Annotated in this window: 19 protein-coding genes; 16 read left to right on the forward strand and 3 right to left on the reverse strand. The window is 29.5% G+C overall.

Annotation, left to right across the window (positions count from 1 at the left end; all coding sequences use genetic code 11):
• Nucleotides 1-137: 137 nt before the first annotated feature.
• From RYO54_RS01315 to RYO54_RS01330, 4 genes are all read left to right on the forward strand, one after another.
• The gene (locus RYO54_RS01315) at nucleotides 138-920 is read left to right on the forward strand and encodes a hypothetical protein (protein WP_315115058.1); all 783 of its coding nucleotides are present in this window, start codon (nucleotides 138-140) and stop codon (nucleotides 918-920) included.
• Nucleotides 921-932: 12 nt separating this feature from the next.
• A complete protein-coding gene (locus tag RYO54_RS01320) occupies nucleotides 933-2069 on the forward strand; it encodes an AAA family ATPase (protein ID WP_315114762.1) in 1137 nt (378 codons plus the stop codon).
• Between the two features lie 11 nt (nucleotides 2070-2080).
• Nucleotides 2081-3481 (forward strand): VWA-like domain-containing protein, encoded by a 1401-nt coding sequence (locus RYO54_RS01325; protein WP_315114764.1) that lies wholly within the window; start codon nucleotides 2081-2083, stop codon nucleotides 3479-3481.
• Nucleotides 3482-3633: 152 nt separating this feature from the next.
• Nucleotides 3634-4494, forward strand: a complete 861-nt coding sequence (locus RYO54_RS01330) for a YitT family protein (protein WP_315114766.1) — start codon at nucleotides 3634-3636, stop codon at nucleotides 4492-4494.
• A 20-nt stretch (nucleotides 4495-4514) separates the two neighbouring features.
• Here the strand turns inward: RYO54_RS01330 and RYO54_RS01335 are convergent, their stop codons facing one another.
• Together RYO54_RS01335 and RYO54_RS01340 are read right to left on the reverse strand one after the other, a co-directional pair.
• Nucleotides 4515-5228, reverse strand: coding sequence for a polysaccharide deacetylase family protein (locus RYO54_RS01335; protein WP_315114768.1), 714 nt, complete (start codon nucleotides 5226-5228; stop codon nucleotides 4515-4517).
• A 19-nt stretch (nucleotides 5229-5247) separates the two neighbouring features.
• Nucleotides 5248-6546 (reverse strand): amidase domain-containing protein, encoded by a 1299-nt coding sequence (locus tag RYO54_RS01340; RefSeq protein ID WP_315114770.1) that lies wholly within the window; start codon nucleotides 6544-6546, stop codon nucleotides 5248-5250.
• A 170-nt stretch (nucleotides 6547-6716) separates the two neighbouring features.
• On the opposite strand from RYO54_RS01340, the gene RYO54_RS01345 reads away from it, so the two are divergent.
• The 4 genes from RYO54_RS01345 to RYO54_RS01360 all read left to right on the forward strand — a co-directional run bounded on the left by RYO54_RS01345 (nucleotide 6717) and on the right by RYO54_RS01360 (nucleotide 9612).
• Nucleotides 6717-8045 carry an MATE family efflux transporter gene (locus RYO54_RS01345; protein WP_315114772.1) on the forward strand — a complete coding sequence of 443 codons (1329 nt, stop codon included), beginning with the start codon at nucleotides 6717-6719 and terminating at the stop codon, nucleotides 8043-8045.
• 32 nt (nucleotides 8046-8077) lie between these two features.
• A complete protein-coding gene (locus tag RYO54_RS01350; protein ID WP_315114773.1) occupies nucleotides 8078-8494 on the forward strand; it encodes a HutP family protein in 417 nt (138 codons plus the stop codon).
• Between the two features lie 329 nt (nucleotides 8495-8823).
• A complete protein-coding gene (locus RYO54_RS01355; protein ID WP_315114776.1) occupies nucleotides 8824-9069 on the forward strand; it encodes a TM1266 family iron-only hydrogenase system putative regulator in 246 nt (81 codons plus the stop codon).
• A gap of 15 nt (nucleotides 9070-9084) precedes the next feature.
• Nucleotides 9085-9612 (forward strand): ECF transporter S component, encoded by a 528-nt coding sequence (locus tag RYO54_RS01360; protein WP_315114777.1) that lies wholly within the window; start codon nucleotides 9085-9087, stop codon nucleotides 9610-9612.
• 78 nt (nucleotides 9613-9690) lie between these two features.
• Here RYO54_RS01360 and RYO54_RS01365 read toward each other — a convergent pair whose 3' ends face one another.
• Nucleotides 9691-9819 (reverse strand): hypothetical protein, encoded by a 129-nt coding sequence (locus RYO54_RS01365; RefSeq protein WP_315114778.1) that lies wholly within the window; start codon nucleotides 9817-9819, stop codon nucleotides 9691-9693.
• Nucleotides 9820-10089: 270 nt separating this feature from the next.
• On the opposite strand from RYO54_RS01365, the gene RYO54_RS01370 reads away from it, so the two are divergent.
• From RYO54_RS01370 to aroH, 8 genes are all read left to right on the forward strand, one after another.
• A complete protein-coding gene (locus RYO54_RS01370; protein WP_315114779.1) occupies nucleotides 10090-10656 on the forward strand; it encodes a nitroreductase family protein in 567 nt (188 codons plus the stop codon).
• 26 nt (nucleotides 10657-10682) lie between these two features.
• Complete coding sequence (locus tag RYO54_RS01375) at nucleotides 10683-12149, forward strand: methyl-accepting chemotaxis protein (RefSeq protein ID WP_315114780.1); 1467 nt, start codon at nucleotides 10683-10685, stop codon at nucleotides 12147-12149.
• 99 nt (nucleotides 12150-12248) lie between these two features.
• Entirely contained in the window at nucleotides 12249-13649 is a 1401-nt protein-coding gene (locus tag RYO54_RS01380) for a glycosyltransferase family 2 protein (protein WP_315114782.1), read from the forward strand.
• A gap of 67 nt (nucleotides 13650-13716) precedes the next feature.
• Nucleotides 13717-14490 carry a ZIP family metal transporter gene (locus RYO54_RS01385; protein WP_399548866.1) on the forward strand — a complete coding sequence of 258 codons (774 nt, stop codon included), beginning with the start codon at nucleotides 13717-13719 and terminating at the stop codon, nucleotides 14488-14490.
• Between the two features lie 20 nt (nucleotides 14491-14510).
• A complete protein-coding gene (locus RYO54_RS01390) occupies nucleotides 14511-15221 on the forward strand; it encodes a pseudouridine synthase (protein WP_315114786.1) in 711 nt (236 codons plus the stop codon).
• A 143-nt stretch (nucleotides 15222-15364) separates the two neighbouring features.
• Entirely contained in the window at nucleotides 15365-16243 is an 879-nt protein-coding gene (locus tag RYO54_RS01395) for a MurR/RpiR family transcriptional regulator (RefSeq protein ID WP_315114787.1), read from the forward strand.
• Between the two features lie 55 nt (nucleotides 16244-16298).
• Entirely contained in the window at nucleotides 16299-17525 is a 1227-nt protein-coding gene (locus RYO54_RS01400; RefSeq protein ID WP_315114788.1) for an NAD(P)/FAD-dependent oxidoreductase, read from the forward strand.
• Nucleotides 17525-17884 carry a chorismate mutase gene (gene aroH / locus RYO54_RS01405; RefSeq protein ID WP_315114790.1) on the forward strand — a complete coding sequence of 120 codons (360 nt, stop codon included), beginning with the start codon at nucleotides 17525-17527 and terminating at the stop codon, nucleotides 17882-17884. The genes RYO54_RS01400 and aroH overlap by 1 nt, the downstream gene beginning before the upstream one ends.
• Nucleotides 17885-17948: the final 64 nt, after the last annotated feature.

A 17948-nucleotide genomic window follows, 5' to 3' on the forward strand; every position in this document is an offset into this window, starting at 1 on the left:
TTAAAAAGATAAGAGAAGGAGCTTAAGGTGGTAATAAATACTGATAGCTATCCTTCTCTATATTTTTATGCTAATATTTTAATGTTGAAATAATTTCTAAAAAGATATAAATTCAATATAGGTTGCAAAATAAGGTGGTGCTGACGTTGGAAGAAAAAGAGATTGTAGAAAAATTAAAAAAGGATCCTTATTACATTAAGTCACTAACTGATGTGACTGAAGATATGGCTTTAGTTGTAGTGAGGGAAAATGGAGCATTAATTCGATATATAAAAAATCCATCGGAAAATGTTATGTGGGAAGCGCTAAAGCAAAATCCATGGACTATTGAATATATTTATAACCCTAATGAAGATATGTGTTTATATGTAGTAGAAAAAGCGTGGAATTCTTTAAAATATATTAAAAATCCAAGTTATAATGTAATAAAAAAAGCTATAGAGTCAAAGGGATGGGCGATACAATTTGCTCAAAATCCAGATATAGAGCTTCAAAAGGTAGCGGTAGAAAAAGATTTTGATTCTATAAAGTTTATAAAAAATCCTTCTTGCCAAATACAAATGATTGCCGTTAAAAAGGACTGGTCTTCTATAAAATTTATAGACAATCCCTGTGAGGAGGCAGAGCTAGAAAGCATAAGAAATAATGAAGAGGCTATGAGGTATATTCATATAACAGATGAAAAAATTAATAAGTATATTAAGATAAATGTAAAAGTAGCAAAATATCTTCAAGAAGAGAAGTTAAAAGAACTAGAGTCAATTATAATAGAAGAAATAGCTAAAGAAGAGGTAGATGATCAATTCATGCTAGATTTCATAGAGTGCAATGCATTTAAATTTGATAAGGTTCGTTTTATTTACAAATATGGAAGTATGAAAGCTAAGACTGTTTTATTAGATTATAAATTAGGTATGTAAGGAGTGTAATATATGAATTTTAATGATGCTTTATTAACAGTAGATTTGGTAATTAAGAGCGGTGCTGTTCCATTAATTATAGGGGAGAGTGGTATAGGGAAAACTGCTTTAGTTAGAGAATTGAGTAAAAAGGAGAATTATTTTTTAGTTAATATTGATGGTAACCTGCTAAAAGAAGGCGAAATTGGAGGGCTACCTACAGTAGAGGAATATGAAAAAAATATAGCTGGCTTAGTTATGAAAGAAAAGAAAACTGTGTATGCAATTCATACTAAGTTACTACAAATAGAAAATGCTATAAAAGAACATCCAGAAAGAAAAGTATTGCTCTTTATAGATGAATTAAATAGATGTGAACATGCTGTTCAACAAGAATTAATGAACATTATACTAAATAGAGAGATAAATGGATACTTTCTTCCCGATGAAGTAGATGTAATAGCAGCTATGAATCCTTCTAATAAATACGATAACTTTTCCCAAAGTGATTATCAAGTAGTGGAAATGGATCCGGCACAAGAGGATAGATTTGTTTGGGTAGAACTTGAATCGGATGTAAAGACATGGATGCAATGGGGAATAAGTAAAGAAGGGAAAATACATGAAGATGTATTGCAGTTTATTGCAAGTTTTCCAGAATATTTGCATACTCCATATTCACAAGAAGCTATTAAGGCAACACCAAGAAGCTGGGAAAGAATATCAAAATCCTATAGTGTATATACAAGCTATAAGGAAAAATATCCATCAAAAATATTTTACAATGTGGTGAAAGGCAATGTAGGTGGTGCTATTGCACAAGATTTTATTAATTATCTACAGGAAAATACACACCCATTGATCTCTCCAGAGGAAATATTTGCACAGGAAGAATTAAGTGAAGAGCTTATAGGAAGAGTAAAGGGAGAAAGTCATTCAAGACTTTATTTATCTTCAAAAAATGCTTTAACTCATTTAAAGGATTTGAAATATAGGGATAGGGAAGTTAAAATATTTTCTAAGTTTCTTCAATTATATCCTGCAGATTTAAAAATGGGTATTATGCAAGAAATAAAGTTTAATTTTAAGGATACTTTATATAAAGAATTTATGGGAAATGAAATTTTTGTTGAAGGATATTTTTCTCTATATAATGAATTAGAAGATTAGAGGGATGAAATATGAAAGAAAGTAAATTTGATTTATTAAGAAAAGAGTTGTTAAAAGAAGTTTATTTATGGGAGGGGGAAGCTAATCCTAGCCCTAAATTTATAAATGATTTTAATAAACTATTAGAATTATGTACATTTTCTCTTATGAGGGGAGAGGATAATTTCTTTGCTCTTTTTATAATTCAAATGAAAAGAAGATTAGATTTTAGCATAGCTTCTCCTCTAGGTACAACAGCATCCCTATCACATTTTATTCTTCATATAAATCCTGTAATATTCTTAGAATGTACATTAGAAGAGATGAAGGCACTAATTAAACATGAAGTATATCACATAATGTTTGGACATATAGTAAGAGGAAAAGAATTGAGAAAAAAATACAATGATTTTGTAGTTAATGCAGCTTTGGATATTTCTATAAATCAATATATAAAAAATTTACCCTCTTGGTCATATACTATTGAAATGATTAACTGGTCATTTAAAGCAAGTTTAGAATATGAAAAAAATGCAGAGTATTATGCTGAGGAATTAAATAAGGCTATGGATAAACTAAGTGGAGATAAGGGGCCTGAAATTTTAGAAAAAAAGGATGAAAGGGATAAATCTGAGATGCAATATTCAAAAGAACATGATATCTGGAAAACTCACGATATCTGGACTGAGAATAAAGATGATTATAATTTTGAAGAAATAAAAGAGTTAACAAGAAAAACAGCAAATAATGCTAACAAAGGTAAGATTCCTAATGCTATTGAAAAGGCTTTAAAAAATCTTAATGAAAAGCCTGAGATATCTTGGAGCGCCTATCTTAAAAAAATAATGGGTGCTCTTCCGGTGGGATATAAGAAGACTATAACAAGGAAAAATAGAAGACAACCGGATAGGCTGGATTTAAGGGGAAGGCTATCCAATCATGTAATACAAATATTGGTTGCCATAGATATCAGTGGAAGTGTCACAGATGAAGAGATTAAAAAGATAATGATAGAGATATTTTCCATTGTAAAAAATCACCCTTGTGAAATTACTGTTATAGAATGTGATGATAGAATAAGGAGAATATATAAAGTTAAAGACTTAAGAGACATAAAGGAAAAAGTAGATACAAGAGGAGGCACTTCTTATTCACCAGTATTTCAGTATATTTATGATAAAAAATTAAGAAATCATCTTCTTATTTATTTTACAGATGGACTGGGAGAAATGGAGTTAAAAGTCAAGCCTATAAATTTCAAAACTTTATGGGTACTTACAGGTAAAGAAGATAATCTTTCTTTGATAAATCCTTATGGAGAGATTAAGAAGCTATCAAATAAAAAAACAATGCAAAATGATGTCACTATTGCATTAGATGAAATGAAGGAAATAATTAAGGACTGGGCTTGTGCAGCTAATCAATATATTTAGGAGTTTCTTCTAGACTTCTTATATTATTTGGTGTAAGATGTGGACAAATAAAGATTATTAATATATGAAATAGATATATTGAGGTTACATGTATGAGGGAAATATAAAAGTATTTTATTATAAATTTATAATATATTTAAGGAGGATTAAGCTTGGAGAATTATTTTAGTAAGGGAAGCTTGAAAAATATTTTTTTCATTATACTTGGTACATTTTTCTCTTCTGTGGGTATTAACCTATTTATTGCCAATGCAAATTTGTTAAGTGGTGGAGTTTCTGGTATTTCACTGATTTTAGAATATCTACTTAAAATACCTTCTGGATATTTTGTTTTTGCATTTAATATACCTTTATTTGTTTTAAGCTATAGAAAAATGGATAGGCGCTTTACTATTTATTCAATAATTGGAGCTACTTCACTATCTATTATTTTAATACTAACCGTTCCTATGAGAGGTTTTATTAAAATTAATGATCCTTTACTATTATGTATTTATGGTGGAATTTTAAATGGTTTAGGAGTTGGAATGGGATTTAGTAACAACGGTTCTGGTGGGGGACTTGATATAGTAGCGGCAGTAATTAAAAAGAAACATGAGAACTTCGATATAGGGAATATAAGTTTTGCTGTTAACTGTGTAATAGTTACCGTAGGAGCCTTTATATTTAGTATTGAGAGTGCATTATACACTTTGGTATCTATGTATATTACGTCCTTTGTAATTGATAAGGTAATTAAAGGATTTAACAGAGACAAACTGATTTTGATTATAACTGAAAAAGAAGAAGAAGTTAGTGATTGGATATTGAGAAACTTAGGAAGAGGAGTTACCTTTCTTTATGGAGAAGGGGCATATACTAAAAATAAAAGAAAGATATTGTATTGTGTGGTTCCATTAGCTGAGATTCCAAAGATTAAAAATATTACAAAGGAAATAGATAATAATGCATTTATATCTATTTTGGACGTATCTGAAGTAGAAGGAAAAGGATTTAAAAAGAGAGCAAAATAGGAAATAGGCAGAAATACTGCCTATTTTTTTATTCTATAGTAATATTCTTTTGTATCTTCAGTTATGGCTTCAAATTCATATCCCGAATCTTTATAGTACTCTATTATTTTTGGAAGAGCTTTTACGGTATTTTTATTGTTAAAATTACAATGCATAAGTAATATTAATCGAGAATAGTTTTTACTATATTTTTGAGCATTAGATACTAATTGATCAACTTTCAAGTTTGGATCTACTCCATCGCAAATATTCACATTCCAATCATATATTTTAAAATTATTTTGGTGTAATTTTTCTAAAAGTCCTGTACTTAAATGCTTGGAACTTCCTCCAGGAAACCTTATTATATTAGAGGTATGGCCTGTAATTTCTTTAACTTTTTTTTGCGTATCTAACATCTCTTGGATGAAAATATCATCGCTTTTATATATCTTATTAAAATTATGAGAGTAAGTATGAAGACCTATACTATGACCTTCATCATAAATTCTTTTAAGTATATCTTCTTTTCCTTCTATTTCTTTACCTACAACAAAAAAGGTAGCTTTAACGTCATGATCCTTTAATACATCTAATAAATTATTTGTAACCACATAAGTAGGACCATCATCGAAGGTTAAGTATACTGGCTTATTTACATATTTATCTTTATCCCCATCTTTATAATTAAATCCTAAGATTAGTATAGATAAGCTAAATAAAATTATAGTAAAATATAATTTTTTATATTTCATAGTATCATCTCTTTCATAATTATCGTATGTGTATTAAGTGAAAATAAACATTTTTATCTCCCCAGCCTAAATCCCAAGGCACATGATATCTATCTGTGGTATGAGAATTTATAAGTGGGTATCCATGGGAATCAAAAGCTGTTACTACAGCAAAATGATCAATATCATTTCCTAATGCGTAACACACAAGATCTCCGGGCTCTAGTTTTCCAACAGCTCCGCAAGGGAATTTTTCATCAGGAACAATTAATTTTTCGAAAGTTCCTTTTTTAATCAAAGCCCCCTTACCACTATAGATTAAATAATTTTTAAAGGCATCTGCGTTTACCCATGCTTTGCTACCTTCACTACCGCCAAACTTGTTATAAGCACAGTACCAAGTACCATCAGATTTTAATTCTCCTGCTTCTTTATCGCCGAGAACTTGAGAAACATAATTTGTGCAATCTCCTCCAATACCATTAAAGTCTTTGTATTTTTTATTGTATTTATAATCTGTACCTTCCTCTAAAGAAGCTCCTGAATACTTATCTGCATATTCTACTGCTTTTTTTCTATTATATTTTTTAGAGGTATCGTAATCTATTACTTTAGGACAATTGGGAAGAGAATATACTTTCTCACCTGATAAGTCCATTTCTACTGGATCACCAGTATAGGCTTTCAAAGCATCGCCAAAGCAATCTGTATACCAATCTGTGCGGATAACCCATTTATCATCTTTATTTATTATATGCACGTTATGCCGTAAACCTACAGCAAAATTATTAGTTATAGGTGTCTGATCATCTTTATATACATAACTAAACTTACATATTTCCTTTAAAGACAATTTAACACCACTGTCAGTTTTAGTAACTTTATTTAAGATTACTTTGGAGTTTATATCAGTAAAGACTATGCCCCTTTGATGGCCCCAATGTCTTAAGTATTTTACTCTTCTAACTTCATTTTCTAAAGCCCATTTTCCATATTTTTGAGAAGTATCGAAATATTGAGGCAGTGAACTTAAGTCTCCATTAATAAAAACTTCAGAACGTTTATTATAAATATTTTCTATGAGTTGAAGGTACCCTTCATTTTCTGAGTCACATTTTCCATAAGCCCATTTTTCATATTCTTGAAAATTATCCGAGTATTGAGGTAGTGAACTCAAATTCCCATTAATAGAAACTTCAGAGCGTTTATTATAAATATTTTTTATGGATTGAAGGTACTCTTCTTTGTCAATTTTATCATTACTATAATTAAAGGCTACTAGTAAGGAAAATAATAATAACAGTGAAGAGGGTAAAATTATTTTTAAATATTTTTTCATTAAAATTAGCCCACCTCCAAAAAAATTTAAGCTTAAACCTAAAAATAGTATTTCCCAAATTACATATAATTAAAAAGGGAATTTTTATAGCTATTTACTTAAAATTGGTTGTATTATAAAAAAATATAAATATACATTATTGATAGTAATAATTTGGTGTAATAAATAAAATGAAAGTAAGAGAAGTAATTGAAGATATAATGATACTATCAATACCAGTAATGGGGGAAATGATAGTATATAATTTTGCAAATTCTTTTGAATTAATTATGATAGGAAGATTTGGTGGCAATGAGTATGTCAGTGCTATTACATTATGCAATGAATTAATAGATAGTGTTTATAGTATATTTATCACATCAGGCCTATGTATTGCTATAACTTCCTATATTGCTAGAAGTTTTGGAAAAAAAGATAAAAGATCAATAATGGACTATTCCTTTATAGGGGTATTTTTGGGAGCAATATTATCTATAGCACTATGTTTATTATTAAATAAAAGTGGTAGCAAGATTTTATCATTAATGAATGCAGAAGGAAAGGTAATGGATTTGGGAATATCCTATATAAAAATAATAAGCTTAACTCTTATTCCAGGAATATTTGTGCATACTATAAATGCTATATTAAGAGGAATAGGAGATACAATTACGCCATTTATTACTTCATTAGTCATATGCTTTTTTAAAATAAGTTTTTATTTATTGCTTGTAGTAGGGGCCTTTCCAGTCCCAGTTGGAATTAAGGGTCCAGCTTTAGCTACACTGATATCACAGATAGCAGGAGTTTTTTTTATAATAAAGCATTTAAGGAAAAATGGATATATTAAAATTTTTAATAAAAAAATTAGATTATATAAAATTTTTGGTTTTTTAAGAGGAGGACTATCTTGCATATTTGAAGAAGGAGCATATAGTATAAGCAGATTAATCTGTACTGGAATGATTTTATCTCTAGGATCAAAAGCTTTTGCAGCAAATCAAATTGCGAACACAATAGAAGCTGCATCTTTTATGCTTAGTATAAGCTTAGGAGTAGCTATAACAACCATTGTAGGTATAAAGGTAGGAGAGGGAAATATTTTAATGGGCAAAAAATATACTTACTATTCATGCGTATTTGCAATAATAATTAGCTTAATATTTTCAGTGATATTTTTTCTGTTTCCCTTTGAACTATCAAAAGTATTTATTAATAAGGAAGAAGTGGAGGTGATTTACTATACTGGAATGTGTCTTTTAATAGGAGCTATAGAGCAGCCTTTTATAGCAATTTCCAGTGTGTTTTCTGGCGCTTTAAAGGGATTAGGAGATGTTAAAACTCCTTTTATTATTTCTACTTTTACTGCATGGTTTATAAGAATGCCATTAATGTATTATTTTATTTATATTTGTAAAAAACCAGTGACATATGTCTGGTGGATAACTTCATTACAATGGGGTGTAGATGGTATCTTAATGTATTTTGGTTTTAAGAGAAAAGCAAATATGATACAATGATAATGTATTAAGAATAGAGGTGGTGTAAAATCGTGAAAATTGGTAGCGTAGATGTTGCTAAAGCTGCAATAGAAATGGCGATATCCTCAAGGGAGGAAGAAAAAACATTAGAAGAGAATTTTAAAAATAAAGGGATAAGTACTGTAGCTGTAGATATAGGTGGAAATATTAATGCATCTATTCCAAAGATAGTAGAAAGAGCCTTAGTAGCTTCAAAAAGATGTGGAGTTATAAAAGATTGTCATGTGCATGATGGGGCGGTAGCTGGTGCTACTAGGGAGGCTATTTTACAGATATTAAGTAAAGCCAGTGGTTTAAATGTTGGTGGAAAAATAGGAATATCAAGAGCTGGAGAGCATTTAAGCGTTTGTATCTTTATGAGTATAGGTTTGCTTCATTTAAATGAAGTGGTTATTGGAATAGGTCATCGATCTATACCAGATATTTAATTTACATATTACTAGGCTACATTTAAATAATTGATAGTACAATTAAATTAGAGCTGGGAAATCCCAGCTTTTATTATTATAAAAGAATATTATTAAAGGGAAGTCATATATTGACATAAAAGCCATAGAGAAATATAATTTACCTATATCCCTTTTATTGGAACAATCTGATGAAAGAGAATAGATTTAAAATAAATTTAAATAATTAGCCTAATTGTGAGGAAAGTTCTAAACAAGAGGGGAGTGTGGTGCCTATAATATATAATTAATTTTGGTAACATAAATCTTCTAGTTTAACTAGGAGTTTTTTATTTTGAGGAGGTTTTACAATGGATAAAAGAGTTGGAGTAGTGGGGATCGTAATTGAAAATTTTGAGAGTTCGGCTAAAGTAAATGAAATATTGCATAACTATGCTCATATAATTGTTGGACGCATGGGTATACCTTATAGAGAAAGAGATATTAGTGTAATCTCCTTAATTGTGGATGGTACTTCAGATGAAATCAGTGCATTAACAGGAAAGTTGGGTAATATATCAGGAATAAATGTAAAATCGGCCATAACTAAAAAATGATGGGGGGATGTATATATGAAGGACTCTAAAAAATTAGTTAGAACTGCTTTATTATTAGCAATTTCCATAGGTGTTCAAGCGTTAGGTAGAAGTTATCCTCAAATTAGCCAAATCTTTGTAGGTTCCATAGTAAATGCAGCATTGATTATTTCTGTATTTAGCAGTGGAATTTACTGGGCTGTTTTATTGGGAGCTTTAACTCCCATGCTAGCTTGGATAATCGGACAACTTCCTGGACCTATGGGGCCATTTGTACCTTTTATAATCATAGGTAACGCAATATTTACCATTTCATTTGGATTGTTAAAAGGAAATAAAGACATAAGTAATTATATATTTTTACTAATTTCAGCAGTATTAAAATTTTTATTTTTATCTCTATCTGCAAAAAAATTAATTTATTTATTTAATTTAGGATTACCAGAAAAAGTTGCTGAAAAACTTGGAATTATGATGGGCGTACCTCAACTTATAACTGCTTTAATTGGGGGTTTTTTAGGAATTTTAATAGTGAAAATATTAATTAAAAATAAGGCAATATAAATGGTAAGAGGCTTCCCTTTTAAGGAGAGCCTCTATTATTATTAAACTAACATCTATTAAAAATCAATGCTAAAGCAATTAACGGCAATATACCATTGTTGCATCCACCAAAGAAATTGCCTCCTCCAAAGCTATTACAGCACCTAGGGCTACAACTACTACAGTTATCACAACAGTCACATTTCCTCCTGCAGCATTCGCGTTCACAACAATGTCTACGTTTGTGTCCCATAATCAACCCTCCTTTTTATTAATATGTTAATGAAAATAGGGAGAGTCTATATTTCTAATATATTCAAATACTGTAATTCGGTGAATTAATATTTTTTTATCAAAGATTAGTTTACATAATATAAATTATGTATATTCAACAAAATGTAAACTTAATCTTTATTGTATAATTTAGTAAATTAATGTAGTATAATAAATTATAGTTGTTAGAAAATATTTCGATAAAATATAAAAGGATGTGAAATTATGAATAGATTTTTTAATTATGATATCTTAGAAGAAGTTAAGGAGAGGTGGTCACCTAGAGCTTTTAAAAAAGAAAGTTTATCAAAAGAGGATTTGCTTCCACTAATAGAAGCTGCTAGATATGCTCCATCTTGTTTTAATGAACAACCATGGAAATTCTTATTAATGTATAAGGATGAACACTTAAATATGACAAGAAGTATATTAGTAGATAGCAATAGATTATGGGCAGATAAGGCTCCGGCTTTTATACTTATATTAAGTAAGAACACTTTTAACCTTGATGGAAGAGAAAACTATTGGAGTAAATTTGATGCAGGAACTGCATGGGGATATTTATCATTAGAAGCCCAAAGAAGAGGTTTAATCACTCATGCAATGGGAGGTTTCAAAAAAGATTTAGCGAGAGAAACCTTAAATATACCAGAAGAATATGACATATTAGCTGTGGTTGCAGTTGGGCATTTAGGTGATAAAATTACTCTACCAACAGAAGATTTTATAAGTAGGGAAGAACCAGGAACAAGAAAACCTTTAGAGGAAGTATATGCAGAAGGTAAATTTTAAACTTAATTTATTGTGGAGGATTAACGATGTTTGGCAAGTTTAGTAGATGGAATAAGGAAATTGAAAAATTAGTAGTTAGTTATGAAAAAAATGATATTAATACAGTGGAGAATATAGTTAAAAACAATGATAATAAAACAATAAAATTTATTGGAGATATAACAGGCACTTGCAGAAGAGTATCTACAAACTTTAATAAACTAATTAAAGGATTATTAAAGACAACAACAGAAGCTAGTTCATTTAAAATTGAACTCACTCACTCAGTTGAAAATTTAGAGAAACATTCTGTGAAACTTAATGATTCTTCTGAAAATCTATTGGCGGCTATTGAAGAAACAAATGCTAGCATGAATCAAATAAATGATTCTATAACAGAGAATTCAAATGAAATAACAAATTTAGTAAATCAAACTGATATAATTACAAAAGAGTTAGACAATAATAATTTAGTTTTAGAAGAAATTCTTCAAGTTAATAGTACACTAAATGAAAACTCAAAAACTATGGAGTTCAATTTGGATAAACTTATGAGTGAAGTTACAAATATGAAAGAAATAGTAACTGGTATAGATAGTATAGCAGCACAAACAAATCTATTAGCTCTTAATGCTAGCATAGAAGCTGCTAGAGCAGGGGAAAGTGGTAGAGGATTTGTTATTGTTGCAGAAGAGGTAAGAAAGCTTGCTGAGGATACTAAAAACCAGTTGAAATTTATGCAAGGTTTGATGAAGGATATAGAAGAGGCTTCTATAGTAAGTAACAAAAGTGTTAAGTATACTATTGATTACATAGGAAAGATGGATGACAAAGTTAAAATAGTAGCTTCATCTTTCGAAAAAAGCAAAGACTCCATTGAAAGCATGGTATCTAGTATGCATGTACTTTCTGCAAGTTCGGAAGAAATAAATGCCTCTACAGAAGAAATAACGGCCACTATGGATTCGATAATTGACGATACAACTAGTTTAACAGAAGTGTCAGATTACATTAAAAATGAATCCTTAAATATAGATAATCTTACTGGCTCATTAGATGATATTGAAGAAGAAATAAACAAATTAGCTATATTAGGTGGCACAATTACTAAGGAAAAAATCTTTAAGTTCCCTAATAAGGAATTTATAATAGCTATAGAATCAGCCATAGAGACCCATAAAAAATGGCTCCGGAAGTTAAATGATATGGTAGATAGCATGGAAGTGCAGCCTCTTCAAACAAATGGCCATAAATGCGGGTTTGGACATTTTTACTATGCTGTAACACCATCACATAGTAATATAAAAAAAATATGGGATAGCATTGGAGAAGTTCATTTAAACTTTCATAACAGTGGAGATAAAACCATAGGTTATATTAAAGATGGGAATAAAACTTTAGCTGAGAAGAGCTATTATGAAGCTGAAGAACTATCCAAAAAAATTCTATCTATGTTTAATGAAGTAGAAAGTATATCGAAGACTTTAGATAATAACGGAGAAAATATATTTTAGTATAATAAAAAAATAAAAAATGGTTACACTTTATCATAAGGGGGACTTTACATTAAAGTAAAGTTTCCCTTTTATTATGGTGAAGTTGGAAGTGATTTAATGAAAGATTTATTTTATTATTTAACCGCTATAACACAAATAACTGTCTTTTTAATAGCTTCATATTATTTTATAATTTCATTATTTGGACTGTTTTCAAGAGTTAATGAAAATAAAACATATAACAACCCAACAAAAAAATTTGCTATGGTAGTAGCAGCTCATAATGAAGAGCTAGTGATAGAAAATACTATCGAGAGTTTAAAATCTCTTAATTATCCAAAAGATTTATACGATATATTTATAATTGCTGATAATTGTACGGATAACACCGCTAATATTTCAGCATCTTTAGGAGTAAAGGTATTTGAAAGAAAAAATAATAAAAAAAGAGGCAAAGGGTATGCTTTAGAATGGATGTTTAATAAGATCTTTGCTATGGAAAATGATTACGATGGTATATGTATATTCGATGCAGATAACTTAGTTTCAAAAAATTTTTTACTTGAAATGGATAATAAATTAGGTCAAGGATATAAGGTGATTCAAGGATATATTGATAGTAAAAATCCATATGATTCTTGGATAACACAATCTTATTCCATATCATTTTGGAATGCCAATAGGCTATTTCAATTAGGCAGAAAGAATTTAAAACTATCAAATCAAATAGGTGGAACGGGTTTTTGTGTACATACAAAAATTTTAAAGGAGCTAGGATGGGGATCTACTTGTCTTACTGAGGATTTGGAATTTACTTGTAAATTAGTAATGAATAATTATAAGGTAGGGTGGGCACACAGTGCCATAGTATATGATGAAAAACCGTTAACTTTAAAGCAATCATGGAAACAAAGAAAGAGATGGATGCAAGGCTTTGCAGATGTTTCTTCTAGGTTTTTTTTAAAATTAATGCGTAAAGCATATAAAGAAAAAGATATTATTGCATTAGATTGCGCACTTTATACTATACAACCATTTGTAATATTATTGTTTGGATTTTCTACCGCTCTTACATTCTTAACTAGTTTTTTGCCTTACAATAATAATTTTTTTACAATGAGTTTTATACTATCACCTATTATAATACAAATTATCGCTATTTTTCAATTGGCTCTTAACCCTTTAATAATGGTTATCGAGAAAAAAATTTCAAAATTTATGTTTTCAATTTTTATATTTTATTTTTTTAGTATAACTACATATTCATATATTTTTAATATTAATAACACCCTTATAAACAAAATAATTTTCAGCTTATTACTATCCATTGCCATATTGTTTCTTTTATATATGGTGAATGGGAAGCAATATTTAAAACTTTTTATCAGATATCTTATGTATAATATTTATGTTTTTACTTGGATTCCTATAACAATCCAAGGTATAATATATAAAAAAGATAAAGAATGGAGTCATACAAAGCATACAAGAAAAATTAGAATAGGGGAAGTAGAGTAAAGCATATGTATGATTCATCATATGCTTTCTATATTGTATAATGTTTATATGAACATATTATAAGGGGATGATGGTAGTGAACACATTTCTGATTGGATTAATCGGTTGTATATTAGCTGGGATGGCTACTGCTTTAGGAGCTATACCAATATTTTTTGTAAAAGAAATATCTCATAAACATTTAGATGGATTATTAGGATTTGCGGCAGGGGTAATGCTTGCAGCTACATGCTTTAGTTTAATTATTCCTTCAATAGAATATGGAGGAGGAGGACTGAATGCTGTAATGCTTACCTCAGCAGGAATATTGTCGGGAGGGATAATGCTAGATTTTATAGACAGATATGCTCCTCATGAGCATATTTTATTTAGAGGTAAAAAAGAAGGGGTAAGCTCTTCTTTATCTAAGGTCTGGCTATTTATAATTGCAATAACAATTCATAACTTTCCCGAAGGATTAGCAGTTGGAGTTGGTTTTGGGAGTGGAAATATATATGATGGAATCTCATTAGCATTAGGTATAGGACTTCAAAATATACCAGAGGGAATGGCTGTGGCACTAGCATTGAAGAGAGAAAATTACTCGAATAGCAAAGCTTTTTATATAGCTTTACTTACTGGATTAGTTGAACCTATCGGGGGAATAATAGGAATGTTGATGATTAAAATATCAAAACCTATATTGCCATTTATATTAGCATTAGCAGCAGGGGCAATGTTATTTGTAATCAGTGATGAAATAATACCTGAAACTCATGAACATGGGTTTGAAAGAATAGCTACCTATGGATTATTATTTGGATTTGTAATAATGATGATATTAGATGTAACGTTAGGATAAAGGAAAAGGAGAGCAGACTTATGGAGGAAAGACTACAAAAGTTTATGGCTAGGTGTGGAGTAGCTTCTAGAAGAAAGAGTGAAGAAATAATTTTAAAAGGTAAAGTAAAAGTAAATGGAAGAATAATTAATGAATTAGGTTATAAAGTAAGTGACAAAGATACAGTAGAAGTAGAAGGATTGGTAATAAAGCCTGAGGAAAGAAAAGTTTATATATTATTAAATAAACCTGAGGGGTATGTATGTACTGTAAAAGATGAAAAAGGAAGAAAAACTGTATTAGATTTGGTAAAAGTAGATGAAAGAATATATCCTATTGGAAGGCTAGATTATGATACCTCAGGTTTATTGTTACTTACTAATGACGGAGAAGTTTATAACAATATTATGCATCCAAGGGTTGAGAAAAAAAAGACTTATATCGCCTTTATTAAGGGAATACCTACTAGAGAAGAGATAGAAAAATTTAAAGATGGATTAGATATAGGAGGATATATAACCGCTCCTGCAAAAATAGAAATTGTTTCTATTGATAGTGGAAATGCAAAAGTATCAATTATTATACATGAGGGTAAAAATAGGCAAATAAGAAGAATGTGTGAAAAAATAAATCATCCTGTAATAAAACTTAAAAGAATTTCTATAGGTAAAATAGAGTTAGGAAATCTAAATAAAGGGGAATGGAGATTCTTAAATGAAGAGGAATTAGACTATTTGAAGAATATTGAATAAGTTTTATTAATTGGTAAAGATATATTTTATGCAATAGGAATAGTATAATAAATTGAAAGAATTATTGATAATTTCGTCAATAGATGGTAAAATGAAATAAATATTGCATTTCTTAGGGGATATGAAGAAAGGATTGGATGTTTATGGAAGATAATAAACAAGATTTGATGCGAACAATTCAAACAAAGTTTCCTAGATTAAGTAAAGGACAAAAACTAATAGCAGAATATATTTTAAAGCATTATGATAAAGCAGCATTTATGACTGCTGCAAAGTTAGGAACAAGTGTCGGTGTAAGTGAATCTACTGTAGTAAGATTTGCTAATGAATTAGGGTTTAGTGGTTATCCTAAGTTACAGAAAGCACTTCAGGAATTGATAAAAAACAAACTGACAACGGTGCAAAGAATTGAATTATCTAATGATTTTATAAATCAAGAAAGTGCTCTTAAGAGTGTGCTTAAATCTGATATGGAAAATATCAGAGCTACATTAGAAAAAATTAATCATGTAACCTTCGATGAGGTAGTAAATAGTATTTTCAAAGCTAGAAAAATATATATTGTAGGACTTAGAAGTTCAACTGCTATAGCAGAGTTTTTAGGATATTATTTAAATTTAATACTTGATAATGTAAAGGTAACTGGATATGGAGTAAGTGATATATTTGAACATATGTTAAATATATCTGAAGAGGACTTAGTTATTGGAATAGGATTTCCTAGATATGCAGCAAGAACTATAGAAGCTTTGGATTATGCTAAAAATAAAGGAGCAGATGTTGTTGCTATAACTGATAGCTTATTATCACCTTTAGCAGCAAGAGCCGATTATACATTAATTGCACAAAGCAATATGGCTTCCTTTGTGGATTCATTAGTAGCACCATTAAGTGTTATAAATGCATTGATTATTGCTGTAGGATTAAGGGAAAAAGAAAAGATATCTTCTACATTTACTGAGTTAGAAAAGATTTGGGAAGATTATGAAGTATATTCCTATAGGGAAAATAGAGTTGATTAAACGAACCATAGGGTTCGTTTTATTCATTATGGCTCCAAAAAAAGGAGGAGAAAGTGTGGCAAAAGTAATTGTAATTGGCGGGGGACCTGCAGGTATGATGGCAGCTATTCAAGCTGCGAATAAACATGAAGTTATTTTAGTTGAAAAAAATGAAAAGCTAGGTAAAAAATTATTTATTACGGGTAAAGGGAGATGTAATGTAACTAACGGGAAAGATATTAGTGATTTTTTTGAATATATTCCTGGAAACCCAGAATTTCTATATAGTTCCCTTTACACATATACTAATGTTGATGTTATGAATTTTTTTGAAAGCTTAGGAGTAAAGCTTAAAGTAGAACGAGGAGAAAGGGTTTTCCCAGAATCAGATAAATCCTCAGATATAATAAAGGCATTAGAAAAAGAACTTAATAAAAAAGGAGTAAAGGTACTGAAGAATGAGGATGTTGATGATATATTAACTAAGAATAATTTAGTTATAGGTATTAAGACTAAAAACTTAAATATTATAAAAGGAGATTATTTTATTTTAGCTACTGGTGGTGTGTCTTATCCACAAACAGGTTCTACAGGGAAAGGCCATGAACTGGCTAAAAATATTGGACATAAAATTACTCCTTTAAAACCTTCTTTAGCGCCTATAGAAACATGTGAAGAATGGACAAAAGATCTTCAAGGGCTTTCTTTAAAAAATGTAGAGTTAACATTGAAAAATTCTAAGGGAAAGAAAGTTTTTAATGAATTTGGAGAAATGTTATTTACCCATTTTGGAATATCTGGACCTATAGTTTTAAGTGGTAGTAGGTTTATAGGTGAAAAAGAAAAGTTTAAAGCAATGATTAATCTTAAACCCGCATTAACTAATGAAGAATTAGATAAAAGAATACAAAAGGACTTTCTAAAATATATAAATAAGGATTTTAAAAATTCACTAGAGGATTTGTTTCCAAGCAAACTAATTCCTGTAATTATTAGACTTTCTGAAATACCTGAAAATAAAAAGGTAAACTCAATAACAAAAGAAGAAAGAAAAAGACTTGTGGACATTATTCAAAATCTAACTTTAACAGTAAAGGGACTAAGACCTATTGCAGAGGCTATTGTAACAGCAGGTGGAGTGGATGTTAAAGAAGTAGATCCATCTACGATGAAATCAAAGTTAATAAATAACTTGTACTTTGCCGGTGAGCTTTTGGACGTAGATGCCTACACAGGGGGGTACAATATTCAAATAGCCTTCTCCACAGGATATATTGCAGGAAGTAAGGTGGGTGAAGAATAATGTTTAGTATAAGAGGAGCCACTACTATAAAGGAAAATACTGTAGAAGAGATTAAAGTCTCATCCTTAGAATTGTTTAAGGAGATAATTGAAAAAAATAATATAAAGCTAGACCATATAATTTCAATTTTTATATCTTGTACAAAAGATGTGACAAAAGACTATCCTGGAAAATTTATAAGAGAACATTATGGTTTAAATAATGTTTCATTGATGCATTTTAATGAAATGCAAGTAGATAATTCTTTACCACTATGTATAAGATTTCTTATATTAGTAGATGGAGATAATAATAATATTAATTATATATATTTAAAAGAAGCAAAAAAACTTAGGGCAGATCTATTTAATCATAATTAATAGAGGATTTTAATATTATTTATAGAATATACTTTTATGAAATATCTAAAAGGCAGAAAGGAAG

It is taken from the genome of uncultured Clostridium sp., assembly GCF_963515715.1.
Taxonomy (GTDB): domain Bacteria; phylum Bacillota; class Clostridia; order Clostridiales; family Clostridiaceae; genus Clostridium_AW.